The sequence below is a fragment of the Pseudomonas sp. GCEP-101 genome, from assembly GCF_025133575.1.
Lineage (GTDB): Bacteria > Pseudomonadota > Gammaproteobacteria > Pseudomonadales > Pseudomonadaceae > Pseudomonas > Pseudomonas nitroreducens_B.
Window position 1 is genome coordinate 351,122 of record NZ_CP104011.1, and the last position, 18,622, is coordinate 369,743.

General features: G+C 66.1%; 23 protein-coding genes. 17 read left to right on the forward strand and 6 right to left on the reverse strand.

Annotated features, from left to right (window positions below; all coding sequences use genetic code 11):
* Genes N0B71_RS01600 through N0B71_RS01610 form a run of 3 tightly spaced genes read left to right on the forward strand, consistent with a single transcriptional unit; the run spans position 1 to position 1,859 of the window.
* Positions 1 to 336 (forward strand): hypothetical protein, encoded by a 336-nt coding sequence (locus N0B71_RS01600; protein ID WP_259756816.1) that lies wholly within the window; start codon positions 1 to 3, stop codon positions 334 to 336.
* On the forward strand, positions 336 to 1,451 hold the full coding sequence (locus N0B71_RS01605) for a glutathionylspermidine synthase family protein (RefSeq protein WP_259756818.1): 1,116 nt from the start codon (positions 336 to 338) through the stop codon (positions 1,449 to 1,451). The genes N0B71_RS01600 and N0B71_RS01605 overlap by 1 nt, the downstream gene beginning before the upstream one ends.
* A 9-nt stretch (positions 1,452 to 1,460) precedes the next feature.
* Positions 1,461 to 1,859, forward strand: coding sequence for a DUF350 domain-containing protein (locus tag N0B71_RS01610; protein WP_259756820.1), 399 nt, complete (start codon positions 1,461 to 1,463; stop codon positions 1,857 to 1,859).
* On the opposite strand, the gene N0B71_RS01615 is transcribed toward N0B71_RS01610, so the two are convergent.
* Positions 1,853 to 2,383 carry a hypothetical protein gene (locus N0B71_RS01615; protein ID WP_259756822.1) on the reverse strand — a complete coding sequence of 177 codons (531 nt, stop codon included), beginning with the start codon at positions 2,381 to 2,383 and terminating at the stop codon, positions 1,853 to 1,855. The two genes, N0B71_RS01610 and N0B71_RS01615, sit on opposite strands and share 7 nt — an antisense overlap.
* Before the next feature lie 147 nt (positions 2,384 to 2,530).
* On the opposite strand from N0B71_RS01615, the gene N0B71_RS01620 reads away from it, so the two are divergent.
* From N0B71_RS01620 to N0B71_RS01665, 10 genes are all read left to right on the forward strand, one after another.
* Complete coding sequence (locus N0B71_RS01620; protein WP_259756823.1) at positions 2,531 to 2,776, forward strand: type II toxin-antitoxin system CcdA family antitoxin; 246 nt, start codon at positions 2,531 to 2,533, stop codon at positions 2,774 to 2,776.
* Positions 2,776 to 3,087: a CcdB family protein gene (locus N0B71_RS01625; protein ID WP_259756824.1), complete on the forward strand. Its 312-nt coding sequence runs from the start codon at positions 2,776 to 2,778 to the stop codon at positions 3,085 to 3,087. The genes N0B71_RS01620 and N0B71_RS01625 overlap by 1 nt, the downstream gene beginning before the upstream one ends.
* Before the next feature lie 43 nt (positions 3,088 to 3,130).
* Positions 3,131 to 3,715 (forward strand): electron transport complex subunit RsxA, encoded by a 585-nt coding sequence (rsxA, locus tag N0B71_RS01630; RefSeq protein WP_259756825.1) that lies wholly within the window; start codon positions 3,131 to 3,133, stop codon positions 3,713 to 3,715.
* A complete protein-coding gene (gene rsxB / locus N0B71_RS01635; protein ID WP_259756826.1) occupies positions 3,712 to 4,266 on the forward strand; it encodes an electron transport complex subunit RsxB in 555 nt (184 codons plus the stop codon). Before rsxA ends, rsxB begins: the two co-directional genes overlap by 4 nt.
* The gene (rsxC, locus tag N0B71_RS01640; protein WP_259756827.1) at positions 4,263 to 6,587 is read left to right on the forward strand and encodes an electron transport complex subunit RsxC; all 2,325 of its coding nucleotides are present in this window, start codon (positions 4,263 to 4,265) and stop codon (positions 6,585 to 6,587) included. The genes rsxB and rsxC overlap by 4 nt, the downstream gene beginning before the upstream one ends.
* Positions 6,584 to 7,624 carry an RnfABCDGE type electron transport complex subunit D gene (locus N0B71_RS01645; protein WP_259756828.1) on the forward strand — a complete coding sequence of 347 codons (1,041 nt, stop codon included), beginning with the start codon at positions 6,584 to 6,586 and terminating at the stop codon, positions 7,622 to 7,624. The genes rsxC and N0B71_RS01645 overlap by 4 nt, the downstream gene beginning before the upstream one ends.
* Entirely contained in the window at positions 7,621 to 8,247 is a 627-nt protein-coding gene (gene rsxG, locus N0B71_RS01650; RefSeq protein ID WP_259756829.1) for an electron transport complex subunit RsxG, read from the forward strand. Before N0B71_RS01645 ends, rsxG begins: the two co-directional genes overlap by 4 nt.
* Positions 8,240 to 8,953 carry an electron transport complex subunit E gene (locus N0B71_RS01655; RefSeq protein ID WP_259756831.1) on the forward strand — a complete coding sequence of 238 codons (714 nt, stop codon included), beginning with the start codon at positions 8,240 to 8,242 and terminating at the stop codon, positions 8,951 to 8,953. The genes rsxG and N0B71_RS01655 overlap by 8 nt, the downstream gene beginning before the upstream one ends.
* Positions 8,950 to 9,588: an endonuclease III gene (gene nth / locus N0B71_RS01660; RefSeq protein ID WP_259756832.1), complete on the forward strand. Its 639-nt coding sequence runs from the start codon at positions 8,950 to 8,952 to the stop codon at positions 9,586 to 9,588. Before N0B71_RS01655 ends, nth begins: the two co-directional genes overlap by 4 nt.
* A 107-nt stretch (positions 9,589 to 9,695) precedes the next feature.
* Entirely contained in the window at positions 9,696 to 9,878 is a 183-nt protein-coding gene (locus N0B71_RS01665) for a PA3496 family putative envelope integrity protein (RefSeq protein ID WP_259756833.1), read from the forward strand.
* Positions 9,879 to 10,183: 305 nt separating this feature from the next.
* On the opposite strand, the gene ppnN is transcribed toward N0B71_RS01665, so the two are convergent.
* The 4 genes from ppnN to N0B71_RS01685 form a co-directional block, all read right to left on the reverse strand.
* On the reverse strand, positions 10,184 to 11,575 hold the full coding sequence (ppnN, locus tag N0B71_RS01670; RefSeq protein ID WP_259756834.1) for a nucleotide 5'-monophosphate nucleosidase PpnN: 1,392 nt from the start codon (positions 11,573 to 11,575) through the stop codon (positions 10,184 to 10,186).
* A 297-nt stretch (positions 11,576 to 11,872) separates the two neighbouring features.
* Entirely contained in the window at positions 11,873 to 12,265 is a 393-nt protein-coding gene (gene gloA, locus N0B71_RS01675) for a lactoylglutathione lyase (RefSeq protein WP_259756835.1), read from the reverse strand.
* A gap of 154 nt (positions 12,266 to 12,419) precedes the next feature.
* On the reverse strand, positions 12,420 to 13,637 hold the full coding sequence (locus tag N0B71_RS01680) for an argininosuccinate synthase (protein ID WP_259756836.1): 1,218 nt from the start codon (positions 13,635 to 13,637) through the stop codon (positions 12,420 to 12,422).
* 132 nt (positions 13,638 to 13,769) lie between these two features.
* Positions 13,770 to 14,756: a flagellar protein MotY gene (locus N0B71_RS01685; RefSeq protein WP_259756838.1), complete on the reverse strand. Its 987-nt coding sequence runs from the start codon at positions 14,754 to 14,756 to the stop codon at positions 13,770 to 13,772.
* Between the two features lie 138 nt (positions 14,757 to 14,894).
* On the opposite strand from N0B71_RS01685, the gene pyrC reads away from it, so the two are divergent.
* Together pyrC and rnt are read left to right on the forward strand one after the other, a co-directional pair.
* Positions 14,895 to 15,941, forward strand: coding sequence for a dihydroorotase (gene pyrC, locus N0B71_RS01690; RefSeq protein ID WP_259756839.1), 1,047 nt, complete (start codon positions 14,895 to 14,897; stop codon positions 15,939 to 15,941).
* Positions 15,938 to 16,618, forward strand: a complete 681-nt coding sequence (gene rnt, locus N0B71_RS01695; protein WP_015476175.1) for a ribonuclease T — start codon at positions 15,938 to 15,940, stop codon at positions 16,616 to 16,618. The genes pyrC and rnt overlap by 4 nt, the downstream gene beginning before the upstream one ends.
* A gap of 212 nt (positions 16,619 to 16,830) precedes the next feature.
* Here the strand turns inward: rnt and N0B71_RS01700 are convergent, their stop codons facing one another.
* Positions 16,831 to 17,433, reverse strand: a complete 603-nt coding sequence (locus N0B71_RS01700) for a peroxiredoxin (protein ID WP_259756841.1) — start codon at positions 17,431 to 17,433, stop codon at positions 16,831 to 16,833.
* Positions 17,434 to 17,699: 266 nt separating this feature from the next.
* Between N0B71_RS01700 and N0B71_RS01705 the strand changes: the two genes are divergently transcribed.
* Together N0B71_RS01705 and bfrB are read left to right on the forward strand one after the other, a co-directional pair.
* On the forward strand, positions 17,700 to 17,915 hold the full coding sequence (locus tag N0B71_RS01705; protein ID WP_192435091.1) for a bacterioferritin-associated ferredoxin: 216 nt from the start codon (positions 17,700 to 17,702) through the stop codon (positions 17,913 to 17,915).
* A gap of 220 nt (positions 17,916 to 18,135) precedes the next feature.
* Positions 18,136 to 18,612 carry a bacterioferritin BfrB gene (bfrB, locus tag N0B71_RS01710; RefSeq protein ID WP_259756845.1) on the forward strand — a complete coding sequence of 159 codons (477 nt, stop codon included), beginning with the start codon at positions 18,136 to 18,138 and terminating at the stop codon, positions 18,610 to 18,612.
* Positions 18,613 to 18,622 lie beyond the last annotated feature (10 nt).

Genomic DNA, 18,622 nt, shown 5'->3' on the forward strand with positions numbered 1-18,622 from the left:
ATGAAGAAATCCAACATCGTCTTCACCACCCTGCTCACTGGCGGGTTGCTCTACAACGTGTTGCACCACAATCCGGTGTACCGCGACCTCTATGCCAACCGCGAGGACTGCCTGAAGGACTGGGGCAACACGCCCAACGCCTGCGAGCCGGAATCGTCCAGCAGCAGCGGTGGCGGCAGCAGTTACACCAGCAGCAGCTCCGGGCGCTATCGCGGGCCGAGCTACGAGGACGGCTCGCGGCCGCAGACCGCGCAGAACTACCAGGTGCAGTCACGCCAGTTGGTCACCCGGGGCGGTTTCGGCCACTCGGGCGCGCGCTTCTCCGGGGGTGGCTGATGCGGCGCCTGGCCATGACGCCGCGCCCCGACTGGCGCGAGCGCTGCGAGGCGGTGGGCTTCACCTTCCACAGCATCGACGGTCTGTACTGGGACGAGTCGGTGGCCTACGAATTCAGCCTCGAGCAGATCGAGACGCTGGAAGCCGCCAGCGAAGACCTGCACCAGCGCTACCTGGAATGCGTGGAATGGGTGATCCGCACCGGTCACTTCGAGCCCTTCCACCTGCCGCCGGGCGCCCGCGAGGCGATCATCCGCTCCTGGCAGCGCCAGGACCCGAGCCTCTACGGCCGCTTCGACTTCGCCTGGAATGGCGAAGGCCAGCCGAAAATGCTCGAGTACAACGCCGATACCCCCACCGGCCTGCTGGAAGCCAGCGTGGTGCAGTGGCAATGGCTGAACGACGTGAACCCCGCCGCCGACCAGTTCAACTCGCTGCACGAGAAGCTGATCGCGCGCTGGAAGGCCATCGCGCCGGACGGCCTGCTGCACTTCACCGCCATCGACGGCCACGAGGAAGACACCGGCAACGCCCTCTACCTGCTGGACACCGCGCACCAGGCCGGGCTGCCGACGCGCTACCTGCCGGTGGAGTTCATCGGCCACCACGCCGGGCGCGGGACCTTCATCGACCAGTACGAACAGGACATCCGCCACTGCTTCAAGCTCTACCCCTGGGAATGGCTGCTGCAGGACAGCTTCGCCGAGCACCTGGAACGCAGTGACATCCGTTTTGTCGAGCCGGCGTGGAAGCTCCTGATGTCCAGCAAGGCCATGCTGCCGATCCTCTGGAAGCTCAACCCGACGCATCCCAACCTGCTGCCGGCCAGCTACCGCCAGGACATTCCCGGCCACTACGTGCGCAAGCCGCTGTATTCCCGCGAGGGCGAGAACATCCGCATCGTCGCCGGCGACCTGCAGCTGGAAAGCGACGGCCCCCATGCCGACGCGCCCTGCATCTACCAGGGCTATGCGCCGCTGGCCAACCACGGCGACAACTACGCCGTGCTCGGCTGCTGGGTGATCGACGGCCAGGCCGCCGGCCTGGGCATCCGCGAGGACGCCAGCGCCATCACCCGCGACAGCAGCCGCTTCGTTCCCCACTATTTCGTCTGAAGGACCGCCATGAACCTGCTGCAGACCCTGCCCAACTTCCTCGCCTATTTCGCCTCGGCCCTCGGCCTGTTCGGGCTGTTCACCAGCCTCTACATCCGCCTGACGCCCTATGCGGAAATCCAGCTGATCCGCCAGGGCAACCTCAGCGCCGCCGTGGCGCTGGTGGGCACCCTGCTGGGTTTCGCCCTGCCGCTGGCCAGCACCATCGCCCACAGCGTCAGCCTGGTGGACATGCTGATCTGGGGCGCGATCGCCATGCTGGTGCAGGTGCTGGTGTTCCTCGGCCTGTCGCGCCTGGTGCCGGAGCTCAAGGGCGGCATACAGAACGACACCCTGGCCCACGGCGTCTTCCTCGGCGGCGCCTCGCTGTGCGTGGGCCTGCTCAACGCCGCCTGCATGACCTACTGAGCGTCGTCACACTCCACATCCGCCGCGCCCAGGTGCTCGAAGCCTTCCAGGTAGAGGCAGGAGGCATCCGCCGCGCAGTCCTGCAGCGACGCATTGCTCAGGGTGCCCCGTGACGCGGGGTCGTCCAGGTTCACGTCGGGGAAGATGTCGGCCACTTCCTCGGCGGTCATGATCCGGTCGAAGGTGACGTTGATCGATTGCAGGCGACCGTATTCCCAATCCAGCTCAACCTCGGCAATCCGGGGGTCGAGCTGGCGCACCAGCGCGTCGGGTAATTGCGGGCCGGCATAGCTGAGGTCGGTGTTGTGACAGGCATCGCCCCAGTCGCTCAGCTTTTTGCTGGCGGCGCAGCTGAATTGCGCGTCAGCCTTGCCGGTGCGCTGCTCCAGCTGGCAGGCGAAATCGGCGACGCCCATGCGCGGCCAACTGAGCAGGTCGGCAGTCGTGACAGGCGCAGCGCACGCCAGGCCGCTGGAAAGCACCAGGCTAAAGGCAATGAAACAGCGGGTCAGGCGGAGGGGCATGGCAGCTTCCATGAAGGGAACGACGGGCGTCGGCAGCCGGGAATAGTCCCTCCGTCGCCCCTGCAACCGCAAGCTGTTTACCTCGTAGGAAGATTGCCTGCGACCAGCCATGCGCATAACCTATGCGCATCCACCGTGGAGGTGCCCATGCACACGACCTACGACCCCCAGGCACCGAAGAAAGCCACCAACCTGAGCCTCAACAGCGACCTGCTGAAACAGGCCCGCGAGCTGGACGTGAACCTCTCGGCGGTGCTGGAAGAGGCGCTGGCCGACGTGGTCAAGGAGCGCCTCGGCCAGCGCTGGCTGGAGCAGAACCGCGACGCCATCGAAACCTACAACCAGCACGTCGAGGAAACCGGCGTCTTCAGCGACGGACTGCGGAGCTTCTGATGCAGCAGTTCGACCTCTACCAGAACGCCAATCCCCGCACGCGCGAGGCGATCCCGCTGCTGCTGGACGTACAGAGTGACCTGCTGGCCTCGCTCAATACCCGCATGGTCATCCCGCTCAGCCGCGCCAAGGGCCTGGCGGGTATCCACCGGTTGATGCCGGAGGTGCGCGTGGGCGATGAGACGCTCCTGCTGCTGACCCCGCAGATGGCCGGTATCGCCCGGCGCGAGCTGGGCGAGCCGGTGGGCAACCTGGCGCACCTGCGCCGGGAGATCATCGCCGCCATCGACCTGCTGATCAGCGGAATCTGAGCATGCACACCCTCCGCCCTTGCCCTGCTGACGGTCGCCGGCCATGACCGAACTCGCCCTGATCCTGGTCAGCGCCATCCTGGTGAACAACTTCGTGCTGGTGCAGTTCCTCGGCATCTGCCCGTTAATGGACGTGTCGCGCCGGATCGAAACGGCACTCGCCCTGGCCCTGGCGACTACCTTCGTCCTCACCCTTGCCTCGGCGCTGAGCTACATCCTGCAGCGCTACGTGCTGCAGCCGCTGGACGTGGAGTTCCTGCGCACCATCGGCTTCATCCTGGTGATCGCCATCGTCGTGCAGTTCACCGAACTGCTGGTGAACAGGACCAGCCCGCTGCTGGCCCGCACGCTGGGCATCTTCCTGCCGCTGATCACCACCAACTGCATCGTGCTGGGCGTGGCGCTGCTCAATGCGCGCAAGGCCGAGTTCGGCTTCTTGCAAGCGACTTTCCAGGGCTTCGGCGCCGGCCTGGGCTTCACCCTCGTGCTGGTGCTGTTCGCCGCGCTGCGCGAGCGCATCGCCCTCGCCGACGTGCCCAAGCCCTTCCAGGGCGCGGCCATCGGCATGATCACCGCCGGGCTGATGTCCCTGGCGTTCATGGGCTTCAGCGGGTTGCTCAAGCCATGATCGCCGCACTGTTGATCATCCTGCTGTGCGTTGCCGGCGTGGTGGCCCTGCGTCTGGCGGCGGCGCGCGGGCATGTCGCCGGGGAGTCCATCGCCGGGCAGATCAATGACCTGCTGCCGCAGACCCAGTGCGGCCAGTGTGGCTACGCCGGCTGCAAGCCTTACGCCCAGGCCATCGCCGAGGGTGACGCGATCAACAAGTGCCCGCCCGGCGGCGCCGCGACCATCGCCGCCCTTGCCGAGCTGCTGGACGTGGCCCCCCTGCCGCTGGACGCCGCCGAGGAGACGCCGCCGCGCGTGGCCTACATCCACGAGGCCGAGTGCATCGGCTGCACCAAGTGCATCCGCGCCTGCCCGGTGGACGCCATCGTCGGCGCGGCCAAACTGATGCACACGGTGATCGTCGACGAATGTACCGGCTGCGACCTGTGCCTGGAGCCCTGCCCGGTGGACTGCATCGAGATGCGCGAACTGCCGGTGCGCGTCACCGACTGGACATGGCCGCTGCCGCAGGGCCGGCTGATCCACAGCGACAAGGAGCAGGCGGCATGAACGCGCAGGTCTGGCGCTTCCCTGGCGGCCTGCAACTGCCGGCCAACAAGCAGCAATCCACCGCCGCGCCGATCCAGCAGCCGCCGCTGCCGCGCCGCCTGGTGCTGCCGCTGCAGCAGCACATCGGTGCGCCCGCCGTGCCGTGCGTCGACGTCGGTCAGCGCGTGCTCAAGGGCCAGCTGATCGCCAACGCCGGCAGCGCCATCAGCGCCGCGCTGCATGCGCCCACCTCCGGCACCGTGGTCGAGATCGGCGAGCAGCCCTACCCGCACGCATCCGGCCTGTCGGCACCAGCCATCGTGATCGACAGCGATGGCGCGGAAGAGTGGATCGCTCTCGACCCCGAGCCGGAGTACCGATCTATCTCCGGGGTCGAACTGCTGGAGCGCATTCGCCAGGCGGGCGTCGCCGGCCTCGGCGGCGCCGGGTTCCCCACCGCGGCCAAGCTGGCCTCCCGCGCCCAGGAGGATCTGCACACCCTGATCGTCAATGGCGCCGAGTGCGAGCCCTATCTCAGCGCCGACGACCTGCTGATGCGCGAACGCGCCGCCGAGCTGGTGCAAGGCATCGAGGTGCTCATGCACATCCTCCAGCCGCAGCAGGTGCTGCTCGGCATCGAAGACGACAAGCCCGACGCCATCGCCGCCGTGCAGGCCGCCATCGGCGAACGCCCCATTCGCCTGCAGGCGGTGCCGACGCGCTACCCGTCCGGCGGCGAGCGCCAGCTGATCCAGTTGCTCACCGGCCGCGAGGTGCCCTCCGGTGGCCTCCCGGCGGACATCGGCATGCTCTGCGTGAACGTCGGCACCGCCGTCGCCGTGGCTGATGCCGTGCTGCGCGGGCGCCCGCTGATCTCGCGCATCACCACCCTGACCGGCGCCGCGCTGGCGCGCCCCTGCAACGTCGAAGCGCTGATCGGCACGCCGGTGGGCGAACTGCTGGACTTCGCCGGCCTCGACCACGCCAGGCTGGACCGCCTGCTGCTCGGCGGCCCGCTGATGGGCGACAGCCTGCCCTCGCTGGACGCGCCGCTGATCAAGACCGCCAACTGCCTGCTGGCCGCCACCCGCGAGGAACTGCCGCCGCCCGCCCCAGCGATGCCGTGCATCCGCTGCGGCGACTGCGCGCAGGTCTGCCCAGCCAGCCTGCTGCCGCAGCAGCTGTATTTCTTCGCCGAGAATCATCCGCAGCTCAGGGCGCACAACCTGTTCGACTGCATCGAATGCGGCGCCTGTGCCTACGTCTGTCCATCGAGCATTCCACTGGTGCAGCACTACCGCGCCGCCAAGGCCGAGATCCGCGCGCTGGAGCAGCGCCAGCTGAAGGCCGAGCATTGGCGCCTGCGCTTCGAACAACGCCAGGATCGCCTGCGTCGCGAGGACGCGCAGCGCGCCGCCAACCGCCTCGCCCGGCAGGAGCGCGCCGCGTCCGTGCAGGACGAGCCGCCCGCCGTCGCAACGCCCGCCACTCCCGCCGCGCAAGCGGTGATCGAACGGGTGAAGGCCGAAAAGGCCGTGGGCACCGCGACCGACCAGCTCAAGCGACTGAAGATCGAGGCGAGTATGGCCCAGGTCGCGCTGAACAAAGCCGAGAAGCAACTGGCCAGCCACGACACCGAGCAACTGCGCTCCCAGGTGGCAGAGCTGCGCATCGCGGCCCAAGAGGCCAAAGCCGCGCTGGCCGCTGCGCACGCGCAGAACGCCAGTGCGGAGCCGGCCCCCACTGCGGCGCCGATGGACAACGAGGCCGCGCTGAAGAAAGCGAAGCTCGACGCCGCCATGGCCCGCGCCCAGTTGAAAAAGTCCGAGAAAGCGTTCGGCGAAACGCCCAGCGATGAACAGCGCGCCACTCTCGCCTCGCTGCGCGCGGAAGTGGAACGCATCGAGGGCCGACTCCAGCCATTGCAGGGAACCGCCATGCCGAGCGAACCGCACACCGCCCAGCCTGCCGACGGCATCCTCGCGCTGCGCCAGGCCAAGCAGGCCTATGTCGCCCAACGCGACGCCCTGCGCACGGCCGAGCGCGAAGGCGCCAGTACCGGGGAGCTGGACGCGATCCGCGAGACACTCGCCGCCGCCGAAGCCGCCCTGCACGCCGCCGAGGACGCCAGCGGCAAGGCGCCGCCGGACCTGGTGCGCACCGACAAGCGCCCGGTGAGCGCCGCCCTGCGAGCCGCCAAGACCGAACTGGCCTACGCCCGCGCCGACCTGAAGAAGCTCGAACGCGAAGGCGCGGACGAAGCGGCCCTGGCCGTCGCCCGCGAACGCCTGCAGGCGGCCGAGCGTGCCGTCGCCGACGCCCAGGGCGAGGTGCGCCCATGAAGCTGCCACGCATCAGTTCGCCCCACGTCACCGGCGCGAATCGCACGCAGAAGGTCATGCTGACCCTGCTGGTCGCCTGCGCACCGGGCGCCCTGGTGCTGATCGGCCTGTACGGCGTCGGCACCCTGTTCAACCTGCTCTGGTGCAGCCTGCTCGCACTCTCCACCGAAGCCCTGATGCTCAGCCTGCGCGGCCGCCCGGTGACCTTCTTCCTCAAGGACGGCAGCGCGCTGGTCACCGCCGTGCTGCTCGCCCTCGCCCTGCCGCCCTATTCGCCCTGGTGGCTGAGCGCGGTCGCCACGGTGTTCGCGCTGATCTTCGGCAAGCACCTGTACGGCGGCCTCGGGCAGAACCCGTTCAACCCGGCCATGGTGGGTTATGCCGTGGTGCTGGTGTCCTTCCCGCAGCAGATGAGCCAGTGGCCGGCGGCGGACAACGCCCTGGGTGTCGTCGAGGGCCTGCGGCAGATCCTCGGCTTCGCCAGCCAGGGGCCGGATGCCTGGGTCGGCGCCACCGCGCTGGACGTGGTGCGCAACAACCACAGCCTGACCATGGAGGAGCTGCTGGCACAGTCCCCCGCCTTCGGCAGCGTCGGCGGCCGCGGCGCGGAGCTGGTCAACCTGGCCTTCCTCGCTGGCGGGCTGTTTCTGCTCTGGCGCAAGCTGTTCACCTGGCACGCGCCGGTGGGCATGCTCGGCGGCCTGTTCATCATGAGCCTGCTGTTCTGGAACGGCACCGGCTCCGATTCCCACGGCTCGCCGCTGCTGCACCTGTTCAGCGGCGCGACCATGCTCGGCGCCTTCTTCCTCGTCACCGACCCGGTGTCCGGCGCCACCAGCAACCGCGGCCGGCTGCTGTTCGGCGTCGGCGTCGGCGTGCTCACCTACGTGATCCGCGCCTGGGGCGGCTACCCCGATGGCCTGGCCTTCGCCGTGCTGCTGATGAACCTCGCCGCACCGACCCTGGACTACTTCACCCGCCCGCGCACCTACGGGCACAAGAAGCCCGAGCGCGGCTTCCAGGCAGGCGACCAATGACGCCCAGGAGTGCCGTGGTGCTGGGCCTGCTGGCGCTGACCGCCGCGGGCATCGTCACCGGCGTCCACCAGCTCACCGCCCAGCGCATCGACACCGCCCAGCGCGAGTTCCGCGGTCGCCAGGTGCTGGAACTGCTGCCCAGGGGCAGCTACGACAACCATCCGCTGGAAAACGCCGTCAGCACCTTCGATCCCAAGCTGCTGGGCCGCGACGAACCCGCGCCGGCGTATATCGCCCGCCAGGCTGGCCAGGCCACGGCCGTCGTGCTCCAGCCCATCGCCCGGGATGGCTATGGCGGCTCGATCCAGCTGCTGGTGGGCGTGACCGCCCAAGGCCGGCTGCTCGGCGTGCGCGTCGTGGCGCACCATGAGACGCCCGGCCAGGGTGATCGAATCGAACTGGGCAAGAGCGACTGGCTGCACGGCTTCAACGGCCGCTCGCTGGGTGACCCGACCGACGCGGGCTGGAAGGTGAAGAAGGATGGCGGCCAGTTCGACCAGTTCGCCGGTGCCACCGTCACGCCGCGCGCGGTGGTCAAGGCAACGCACCTGGCGTTGCAGTACTTCGACGCGCACAAGGCGGAGCTAATGGTTCCCGCGACCTCGGGAGAACAGCATGAATAACCCCGGCTACCGCGACATCGCCCTCCAGGGCCTGTGGAAGAACAACCCCGGCCTGGTGCAGCTGCTCGGCCTGTGCCCGCTGCTGGGCACCAGCAGCTCCATGGTCAACGCCCTCGGCCTGGGCCTGGCGACGATCCTCGTGCTGGTCTGCTCCAGCATCAGCGTGGCGCTGCTCCGTGGCACGCTGAGCGAAGCCGTGCGCCTGCCGGCCTTCCTGCTGATCATCGCCAGCCTCACCACCTGCGTCGAACTGTTGATGCAGGCCTGGCGCTACGAGCTGTACCAGGTGCTGGGCGTCTTCGTCCCGCTGATCGTCACCAACTGCGTGATCCTCGGCCGCGCCGAGTCCTTTGCCGTGAACAACAGCGTGGCGCGCTCGGCCTTCGATGGGCTGATGATGGGCCTGGGCTTCGCCCTCGTCCTGCTGGCCATCGGCACCCTGCGCGAACTGCTCGGCCATGGCACCCTGCTGGCCGGCATGGACCTGCTGTTCGGCCCCGGCGCAGCCGGCTGGACGCTGCAGATTCCCGGCTACCAGGGCCTGTTGCTGGCCGTGTTGCCGCCCGGCGCCTTCCTCACGCTGGGCCTGCTGATTGCACTGAAAAACCGTATTGACGAAAGCCTGGCGGAGCGCGCCAGGGCGCCAGCGGGCGACAGCCCTGCGACCGAGCGCCAACGCGTCCGCGTGACCGGAGTGATCGAATGAATGCCGCCAAGCGCGCGGAGATTTTCCGCCGACTCAAGGAAGACAATCCCAACCCCGAAACCGAGCTGGCCTACAGCACGCCGTTCGAACTGCTCATCGCGGTGCTGCTCTCCGCCCAGGCCACCGACGTCGGGGTGAACAAGGCCACCGCCAAGCTCTACCCGGTGGCCAATACCCCGGAGGCGATCTACGCCCTCGGCGTGGAGGGGCTGTCGGAGTACATCAAGACCATCGGCCTGTACAACAGCAAGGCGAAGAACACCATCGAGACCTGCCGCATCCTCATCGAGAAGCACGGCGGCCAGGTGCCGGAGAACCGCGAAGACCTCGAAGCCTTGCCGGGCGTGGGCCGCAAGACCGCCAACGTAGTCCTCAACACGGCGTTCCGACAGCCGGCGATGGCCGTGGACACCCACATCTTCCGCGTCGCCAACCGCACCAACATCGCGCCGGGGCGCAACGTGCTGGAGGTGGAGCGCAAGCTGCTCAAGTTCGTGCCCAAGGAATACCTGCTGGACGCGCACCACTGGCTGATCCTGCATGGCCGCTACGTCTGCAAGGCGCGCAAGCCGCAGTGCGGCAGCTGCCGAATCGAGGACCTGTGCGAGTACAAGCACAAGACTTCCGACGATTGAGCGTTATGGGAAAATTCCGTCAGGGTGATTGAAAAAATCTTTTTTACCGCCCACGCCTTTGTCGATATAAGGGGCGCCAACACACCCCGTGTTGTGGAGTGCACCCAATGGCAAACGACAAAGAAGACCTCGAACTCGAGGACGATGTCAGCACAGACGACAGCGATGACGCTGCCGAAGCCTCGGTAGAGGTCGCCAAGACCAACCTGACCAAGCGCCGCATCATCGACAATTACCTGGAAGAACGTCGCCTGCAGCGCCAATTGTCCGACTACGATTTCGATCTGTAAGCCTTCTCCCAAGCGAAGTACCTGCATGAAAAAGCCCCGCAATCTGGCGGGGCTTTTTGTTGGCGCTCGCTGCGCAAATTACGCTGCAGGAACGCGCCATGCGCGATCCCGGAAATAGCCGCTTACAAGGTCAAGAGCCCCTCAGCCTAACCCTCTCCCGCAAGCGGGAGAGGGGACTGTTCGGCGCAGGTTGAACCCACAGCATCAGCCGGCACGATCTGCCCCCTCTCCCTCTGGGAGAGGGCTGGGGTGAGGGTGAACCCCAGCCCCGGTATATCCAGGAGCAGATAGCTGCCCCGACAGGATCACACCGCGACGCCCACGCGTTGCACCACCCGGTAGCACGGTTCATACGCCGCGCCGCCCGGCAGCTTCATGCGGTGCTGCTCGACGAAGGCCTGCAGCAGCGCATCCAGCGGCTCCATGATCGCCGCGTCGCCGTGGATCTCGTACGGGCCGAACTCCTCGATCATGCGAATGCCACGGTCCTTGACGTTGCCGGCCACGATCCCGGAGAACGCCCGGCGCAGGTTCGCCGCCAGCTCGTGGGGCGGCACGTCGCGGCCCAGGTCGAGACCGGCCATGTTCTCGTGGGTCGGCTCGAACGGGCGCTGGAAGCTCTCGTCGATCTTCAGCAGCCAGTTGAAGTGGTAGGCATCGTTGCGCTCGCGGCGGAACTGCTTGACCCGCTTGAGGCCGGCGCTCATTTCCCGCGCCACTTCCGCCGGGTCGTCGATGATGATGCGGTAGCGCCGCTGCGCGGCTTCGCCCAGGGTGGCGCCGACGAAGGCGTGCAGTTGCTCGATGTACGCCGCCGCGCTGCGCGGGCCGGTGAGCACCAGGGGGAATGGCATGTCCTGGTTGTCCGGGTGCATCAGGATGCCCAGCAGGTAGAGGAACTCCTCTGCCGTGCCGACGCCGCCGGGAAACACGATGATGCCGTGGCCTACGCGGACGAAGGCCTCCAGGCGCTTCTCGATGTCCGGCAGGATCACCAGTTCGTTGACGATCGGGTTCGGCGCCTCGGCGGCGATGATCCCGGGTTCGGTCAGCCCAAGGTAGCGTCCATCGGAGATGCGCTGTTTGGCGTGGCCGATGGTGGCGCCCTTCATCGGCCCCTTCATCACGCCCGGGCCGCAGCCCGTGCAGACGTCGAGGCTGCGCAGGCCCAGTTCGTGGCCGACCTTCTTGGTGTACTTGTACTCGTTGGTGCTGATGGAGTGGCCGCCCCAGCACACGACGATCTTCGGCTCCACCCCGGCGCGCAGGGCGCGGGCGTTGCGCAGCAGGTGGAAGACGTAGTCGGTGATGCCGGCCGAGCTGTCCAGGCCGAAGCGCCGGCTGTTCAGGGCATTCTGGGTGTAGACGATGTCGCGCAGGGCGCTGAAGAGCATCTCGCGGGTGCTGGCGATCATCTCGCCGTCGACGAAGGCGTCAGCCGGCGCGTTGAACAGTTCCAGGCGCACGCCGCGGTCCTGCTGGTGGATTTCCAGCTCGAAGTCGCGGTAGGCGTCGAGAATGTGCTTGGCGTTGTCGATCTGGGTGCCGGTGTTGAGGATGGCCAGGGCACACTGGCGGAAAAGTTTGTACGTGCTGCCAGAGCCCGCTTCGCTGAGCTGGTGGACTTCACGCTGGGAGAGGGTTTCAAGGCTGCCCTTGGGGCTGACCGAGGCATTGTTTACCGGTCTTGGGGACATGCTGTATTCCTTGACGATGGAAGCCGGGCGCCGAAGCGCGGGCCTTCCGATAAATCGATGCGGCCGTCCGTTCGGCCGTCATTGCCGGGGGCGTCGCGGCGGGGATTCTCCTGCCCGCAGCGCGCTCCTTCTGACTCTGACAAGCGAATGGCGGAAACTGCTTCCGCAATCGACGCGTCCGGCGTCGATGCCTCCTGAGTATGAACGCTGCGATGACGTTCTGATGACGCCCTGCAAAAGAAAAACCCCGCCAGGTGGGCGGGGTTTTCCGGGAACGCGCAGGCGGCAGGCGAAGGATCAGTCCTTGCGCTGCGGGCTCAGCAGCTCGATCTTGTAGCCGTCCGGGTCCTCGACGAAGGCCAGGATGCTGGTGCCGTGCTTCATCGGCCCCGGCTCGCGGGTGATCTTGCCGCCGCGGGAGCGGATGTCCTCGCAGGCCTTGTAGACGTCGGCCACTTCGAGGGCGATGTGGCCGTAGCCGGTGCCCAGCTCGTACTTCTCCACACCCCAGTTGTAGGTCAGCTCGATGACGCTGTTGTCGTCTTCGTTGCCGTACCCCACGAACGCCAGGGTGAACTGGCCGTCCGGATAATCCTTGCGGCGCAGCAGGGTCATGCCCAGGACTTCGGTGTAGAAGGCGATGGATTTTTCCATGTCGCCGACGCGCAGCATGGTATGCAGCAGTCTCATCGGTTCTTTCCTCATCAGGTGCCCGGAGTGCGGGCTTATAAACACAAACCCCGGCTCGTGGCCGGGGATTGTTGTTCTACTGTAGGAGCGAGCTTGCTCGCGAACCGCGCAAAAAGCAAAAGCTTCGCGAGCAACTCGCCCCTGCAGGGATCGCTTAGAACAGCTTGCGGCCCTTGTTCGCGGCGATGCGCATGCGCAGTGCGTTGAGCTTGATGAAGCCCGCGGCATCGGCCTGGTTGTAGGCGCCGCCGTCTTCCTCGAAGGTCGCGATGTTGGCATCGAACAGCGAGTCGTCGGACTTGCGGCCGGTGACGATGACGTTGCCCTTGTACAGCTTCAGGCGCACGACGCCGTTCACGTGTTCCTGGGAGGCGTCGATCATCTGCTGGAGCATCTCGCGCTCCGGGCTCCACCAGTAGCCGGTGTAGATCAGCTTGGCGTAGCGCGGCATCAGCTCGTCCTTCAGGTGAGCGACTTCGCGGTCCAGGGTGATCGACTCGATGGCACGGTGCGCCTTGAGCATGATGGTGCCGCCGGGGGTCTCGTAGCAGCCACGGGACTTCATGCCGACGTAGCGGTTCTCGACGATGTCCAGGCGACCGATACCGTTGGCGCCGCCGATGCGGTTCAGCTCGGTCAGCACCTGGGCCGGGGTCAGGTCCTTGCCGTCGATGGCGACGATGTCGCCCTTGCGGTAGGTCAGCTCGATGTAGGTCGGCGCGTCAGGGGCCTTCTCCGGGGAGACGGTCCACTTCCACATGTCCTCTTCGTGCTCGGTCCAGGTATCTTCCAGCACGCCGCCTTCATAGGAGATGTGCAGCAGGTTGGCATCCATGGAGTACGGCGATTTCTTCTTGCCGTGGCGCTCGATCGGGATGTTGTGGGCTTCGGCGTAGTCCATCAGCTTCTCGCGGGACAGCAGGTCCCACTCGCGCCAGGGCGCGATGACCTTCACGCCCGGCTTGAGCGCGTAGGCGCCCAGCTCGAAACGCACCTGGTCGTTGCCCTTGCCGGTGGCGCCGTGGGAGATGGCGTCAGCGCCGGTGGCGTTGGCGATCTCGATCAGGCGCTTGGCGATCAGCGGACGGGCGATGGACGTACCCAGCAGGTACTCGCCTTCGTAGACAGTGTTGGCACGGAACATCGGGTAGACGAAGTCGCGGACGAACTCTTCTCGCAGGTCCTCGATGAAGACTTCTTTCACGCCCATCTGCTTGGCCTTGGCGCGGGCCGGCTCGACCTCCTCGCCCTGACCCAGGTCGGCGGTGAAGGTCACCACTTCACAGTTATAGGTATCCTGCAGCCACTTCAGAATCACGGAGGTATCCAGGCCACCGGAATACGCCAGGACTACCTTCTTCACGTCCGCCATGCCACTCAACTCCACGGGGGTTGTCACGAAAGGGACCGATTCTACTGTCCGCTCGGAGTAATTTACAGAGGGGCGACAGCTTTTGACGACAAAGCGACAAAATCTATCATCGGTGCGACCCGATGCCGCGACTCAGCCCTTGGGCGCTGCGGGAGGCGCGACAGGGGTCTTGGCCGCACTGGCGGCCGGTGCGCTCGGTGCGGCGGGGGCAGGCGCGCTGGGCGCCGCGGCGGGCGCCGACGGGGCTTCGGCGGGCGGCTCGTCGACCACCGCCTCGCGGGACAGGTTCACCGTCACCCGGCGGTTCAGCGCGCGATTGGCGGCGGAGTTGTTCTTCACCAGCGGGTAGCGCTCGCCATAGAAGCGCACGGTGATCTGCGATTCGGCCACGCCATTGGCCTTGAGGTAGTCCATGACCGCGATGGCCCGACGGCGCGAAGCTTCGCGATTGGCCAGGCGGTTGCCGCTGTTGTCGGAATGGCCGTCCAGTTCGATGCGGTTCACCGTCGGGTCGGCCTTCATGTACTGCAGGATGATGTCCAGCTTGGCACGGCCCAGGGCATCGACCTCGGTGCCGCCATCGGGGAAACCGACCTGGCTCTGGCGCACCTGGTCGAAGTTGACCGGTAGCATTTTCGTCGAACAGTCCTGGAACTGCGCGTAACCGTCGGCGAAACGGGTGGGCAACAAACGCACCAGCAGATTCTCGCCCGTGCGCGTGCGGTGGCGAACTTCCGGCGTGCGACCCTCCAGCAAGCCACCCAGCAGGCGCCCGGCCTGCTGTTGGGTACTGTTGAACGGCACGTCCCCCGAGCCCACCCGCACGGAGCCCAGGTTCAGATCGCCCTGCCCCGGGCGCCACGGTGGCGCCGCGGCCAGCAAGGTCGCAGAACCGCTGCCCAGCCAGCCCTGCTGGGATTTCAGGCGGAAGGTCGGCTGCTCGCCGGCGCGCCAGACGAACTCGCCGACGCCGAACCCGCCGACATTCTGCGACAACCGGCACTCGAACTGGTCGCCCGCCACCGTCCATTGCGCATTTTCCAGGCGCGGCTGGAAGGTCAGCCCCCAGGCCGGCAGGCTGGCGCACAGGGTGAGCAGGAGAACGGAAGGCTGGCGCACGGCGGCATCCACACAGATAAATAGGCGTCCCAGTTTCTATCGGTCGGCCTCGGCAAAACTTGATAGCGAGTGCCGGCGGCGGCCTTTTCCGGTAGCATTTCACCCTCTTCCCGCTGCAACCGCCTCCCTGGAATCCGCATGTCCGACCGCCTGACACTCCTGCGCCCCGACGACTGGCACATCCACCTGCGCGACGGCGCCGCACTCGCGCAAACCGTCGGCGACGCCGCCCGTACCTTCGGCCGCGCCATCATCATGCCGAACCTGGTGCCGCCGGTGCGCAACGCCGCCGAAGCCGACGCCTACCGCCAGCGCATCCTCGCCGCCCGTCCGGCCGGCAGCCGCTTCGAGCCGCTGATGGTGCTCTACCTCACCGACCGCACCAGCGCCGAGGAAGTCCGCGCCGCCAAGGCGTCCGGTTTCGTGCACGCCGCCAAGCTGTACCCGGCCGGCGCCACCACCAACTCCGATTCCGGCGTCACCAGCATCGACAACATCTTCCACGTGCTCGAAGCCATGGCCGAGGTCGGCCTGCCGCTGCTGGTGCACGGCGAGGTCACCCGCGCCGAGGTCGACGTGTTCGACCGCGAGAAGCGCTTCATCGACGAGCACCTGACCCGCGTGGTCGAGCGTTTCCCGACGCTCAAGGTGGTCTTCGAGCACATCACCACCGGCGATGCCGCCGCCTTCGTCAAGACCGCCCCGGCCAACGTCGGCGCCACCATCACCGCGCACCACCTGCTGTACAACCGCAACCACATGCTGGTCGGCGGCATCCGCCCGCACTTCTATTGCCTGCCGATCCTCAAGCGCAACACCCACCAGGAAGCCCTGCTGGATGCAGCCACGAGCGGCAGCCCGAAGTTCTTCCTCGGCACCGACTCGGCCCCCCACGCGCGCCACGCCAAGGAAGCCGCCTGCGGTTGCGCCGGCTGCTACACCGCCTACGCCGCCATCGAGCTGTACGCCGAAGCCTTCGAACAGCGCAAGGCGCTGGACAAGCTGGAAGGCTTCGCCAGCTTCCATGGCCCTGACTTCTACGGCCTGCCACGCAACAGCGACCGCATCACCCTCGTCCGTGAGGAGTGGGAAGCCCCCGCCTCGTTGCCGTTCGGCGACTATGACGTGGTCCCGCTGCGCGCCGGTGAGAAACTGCGCTGGCGTGTGCTGGAGACCGAGGCATGAGTGACGAGAACGAAATCTTCGAAGAAGAACTCGACGGCTCCTTCCCGCCCGGCCCGCGCCATCCGATGGCACGCCGCTTCCGCGGCTACTTGCCGGTGGTGGTGGACGTGGAGACCGGTGGCTTCAACGCCGGCACTGACGCCCTGCTGGAAATCGCCGCCGTCACCATCGGCATGGACGAAAGCGGCTACCTGTTCCCCGAGCACACCTACTTCTTCCGCGTGGAGCCCTTCGAAGGCGCCAACATCGAGCAGGCCGCCCTGGAGTTCACCGGCATCAAGCTGGACCATCCGCTGCGCATGGCCGTGCCGGAAGAGCAGGCGCTGACCGAGATCTTCCGCGGCGTGCGCAAGTCGCTGAAGTCCAACGGCTGCAAGCGGGCGATCCTGGTCGGTCACAACAGCAGTTTCGACCTGGGCTTCCTCAACGCCGCGGTCAACCGCAGCGGCGTGAAGCGCAACCCGTTCCACCCCTTCTCCAGCTTCGACACCGCCACCCTCGCCGGCCTCGCCTACGGCCAGACCGTCCTGGCCAAGGCCTGCCAGACCGCCGGCATCGAGTTCGACAACCGCGAGGCCCACTCGGCGCGCTACGACACCGAGAAGACCGCCGAGCTGTTCTGCGGCATCGTCAACCGCTGGAAGGAATTCGGCGGCTGGATGGAAGACGATCACTGATCGCGCCGTCCGACATGAAAGCCCCGCAAGCGCGGGGCTTTTTTATTTCTCACGCCAAACCGACCAGCGGCCTGTAGGAGCGAGCTTGCTCGCGAACAAGGCTTACCGGCCCGCTCGCGGTTCGCCGGGGCAGGGTTCGCGAGCAAGCTCGCTCCTACGAAGAGCCATAAAAAAGCCCCGCCTGGGCGGGGCTCCTTCATGCACTGGCAGCCTTACAGCTTGCCGGCGTTCTCGGCCAGGTAGGCGGCGACGCCTTCGGGCGAAGCGGTCATGCCCTTGTCGCCCTTCTTCCAGTTGGCCGGGCAGACTTCGCCGTGCTCCTCGGTGAACTGCAGGGCGTCGACCAGGCGCAGCAGCTCGTCCATGTTACGGCCCAGCGGCAGGTCGTTGACGATCTGCGAACGCACTACGCCGTTCTGGTCGATCAGGAAGGCGCCACGGAAGGCCACGCCACCTTCGGATTCAACGTCGTAGGCCTTGGCGATTTCGTGGGTGATGTCGGCGGCCAGGGTGTACTTGACCGGGCCGATGCCGCCCTTGTCCACCGGGGTGTTGCGCCAGGCGTTGTGGGTGAAGTGGGAGTCGATGGAGACGCCGATCACTTCGACGTTGCGCGCCTGGAATTCAGGGATGCGGTGGTCCAGGGCGATCAGCTCGGACGGGCAGACGAAGGTGAAGTCCAGCGGGTAGAAGAACACCAGGCCGTACTTGCCCTTGATGGCTTCGGACAGCACGAAGCTGTCGACGATCTCGCCGGTGCCCAGCACGGCGGCCACATTGAAATCGGGAGCTTTCTTACCTACGAGTACGCTCATTTCCTTCTCCTTGATGGTGAGGCGCTAGGGAGCGAAAAGCCTGCTGCCCGGTCGAAACTGCCGGGCTTGAAGGGCTGCCGCTCAGTGGGGCAGTCATCATACACCGCAACACGCCACGCCTTCATCCATGCGGGTTTCAGCGCTAAGCCACTGAGCGATCAACCATTTATCGGAGACCGCCAAAAGTGACCCGCACAAATTTTGACAATCATTCTCATTATTATTAGTATCGCTTCCAACAACCCCACAGCGACTGTAGTGCAACCATGTACGTCTGCCTCTGCAACGGTGTTACCGATACCCAGATCCGCGATGCGATCTACGACGGCGCCTGCAACTATCGCGAAGTGCGCGAATGCACCGGCGTCGGCACCCAGTGCGGCAAGTGCGCCTGCCTGGCCAAACAGGTGGTTCGCGAGACCCTCGGCGAGCTGCAGAGCGCCCAGGCGATGAACTACAACCTGGCCTACGCGGCGGGTTGAGAAAGAAGACCGCTGATCGATTCAGCCGCCTTTGCGAAGAAACCGGGCCCCTGCCCGGTTTTTTTATGTCTGTAATTCAGGTGGTTAGCGCCAAGTTGCGGAATGAAAACATTCGCATTCATATTCCTTTTTATAACAAATTCAATGACTTATATTTGACACATGGTTATAAGGTGGCGAGAATTTCACTCTCTCCCACTCCACACGGCAGGACCCCGGCATGAAAGGCGACAAGAAAGTCATCCAGCATCTGAACAAGATCCTCGGCAACGAGCTGATCGCCATCAACCAGTACTTCCTGCACTCGCGCATGTGGAACGACTGGGGCCTCAAGCGCCTCGGCGCGCACGAGTACCACGAGTCCATCGATGAGATGAAGCACGCCGACAAGCTCATCGAGCGCATCCTGTTCCTGGAAGGCCTGCCCAACCTGCAGGACCTGGGCAAGCTGCTGATCGGCGAGAATACTCAGGAAATGCTGCAATGCGACCTGAACCTGGAACTCAAGGCCTGCAAGGACCTGCGGGAAGCGATCGTGCATTGCGAAAGCGTGCATGACTACGTCAGCCGCGACCTGCTCAAGGACATCCTCGAGTCCGAGGAAGAGCACATCGACTACCTGGAAACCCAGCTGGGCCTGATCCAGAAAGTCGGTCTGGAAAACTACCTGCAGTCGCACATGCACGAAGACGACTGATCAGGAACGG

Coding starts and splice junctions, on each gene's coding strand:
- N0B71_RS01600 (WP_259756816.1), top strand. CDS start 1: ATGAAGAAATCCAACATCGTCTTCACCACCCTGCTCACTGGCGGGTTG.
- N0B71_RS01605 (WP_259756818.1), top strand. CDS start 336: ATGCGGCGCCTGGCCATGACGCCGCGCCCCGACTGGCGCGAGCGCTGC.
- N0B71_RS01610 (WP_259756820.1), top strand. CDS start 1,461: ATGAACCTGCTGCAGACCCTGCCCAACTTCCTCGCCTATTTCGCCTCG.
- N0B71_RS01615 (WP_259756822.1), bottom strand. CDS start 2,383: ATGCCCCTCCGCCTGACCCGCTGTTTCATTGCCTTTAGCCTGGTGCTT.
- N0B71_RS01620 (WP_259756823.1), top strand. CDS start 2,531: ATGCACACGACCTACGACCCCCAGGCACCGAAGAAAGCCACCAACCTG.
- N0B71_RS01625 (WP_259756824.1), top strand. CDS start 2,776: ATGCAGCAGTTCGACCTCTACCAGAACGCCAATCCCCGCACGCGCGAG.
- rsxA (WP_259756825.1), top strand. CDS start 3,131: ATGACCGAACTCGCCCTGATCCTGGTCAGCGCCATCCTGGTGAACAAC.
- rsxB (WP_259756826.1), top strand. CDS start 3,712: ATGATCGCCGCACTGTTGATCATCCTGCTGTGCGTTGCCGGCGTGGTG.
- rsxC (WP_259756827.1), top strand. CDS start 4,263: ATGAACGCGCAGGTCTGGCGCTTCCCTGGCGGCCTGCAACTGCCGGCC.
- N0B71_RS01645 (WP_259756828.1), top strand. CDS start 6,584: ATGAAGCTGCCACGCATCAGTTCGCCCCACGTCACCGGCGCGAATCGC.
- rsxG (WP_259756829.1), top strand. CDS start 7,621: ATGACGCCCAGGAGTGCCGTGGTGCTGGGCCTGCTGGCGCTGACCGCC.
- N0B71_RS01655 (WP_259756831.1), top strand. CDS start 8,240: ATGAATAACCCCGGCTACCGCGACATCGCCCTCCAGGGCCTGTGGAAG.
- nth (WP_259756832.1), top strand. CDS start 8,950: ATGAATGCCGCCAAGCGCGCGGAGATTTTCCGCCGACTCAAGGAAGAC.
- N0B71_RS01665 (WP_259756833.1), top strand. CDS start 9,696: ATGGCAAACGACAAAGAAGACCTCGAACTCGAGGACGATGTCAGCACA.
- ppnN (WP_259756834.1), bottom strand. CDS start 11,575: ATGTCCCCAAGACCGGTAAACAATGCCTCGGTCAGCCCCAAGGGCAGC.
- gloA (WP_259756835.1), bottom strand. CDS start 12,265: ATGAGACTGCTGCATACCATGCTGCGCGTCGGCGACATGGAAAAATCC.
- N0B71_RS01680 (WP_259756836.1), bottom strand. CDS start 13,637: ATGGCGGACGTGAAGAAGGTAGTCCTGGCGTATTCCGGTGGCCTGGAT.
- pyrC (WP_259756839.1), top strand. CDS start 14,895: ATGTCCGACCGCCTGACACTCCTGCGCCCCGACGACTGGCACATCCAC.
- rnt (WP_015476175.1), top strand. CDS start 15,938: ATGAGTGACGAGAACGAAATCTTCGAAGAAGAACTCGACGGCTCCTTC.
- N0B71_RS01700 (WP_259756841.1), bottom strand. CDS start 17,433: ATGAGCGTACTCGTAGGTAAGAAAGCTCCCGATTTCAATGTGGCCGCC.
- N0B71_RS01705 (WP_192435091.1), top strand. CDS start 17,700: ATGTACGTCTGCCTCTGCAACGGTGTTACCGATACCCAGATCCGCGAT.
- bfrB (WP_259756845.1), top strand. CDS start 18,136: ATGAAAGGCGACAAGAAAGTCATCCAGCATCTGAACAAGATCCTCGGC.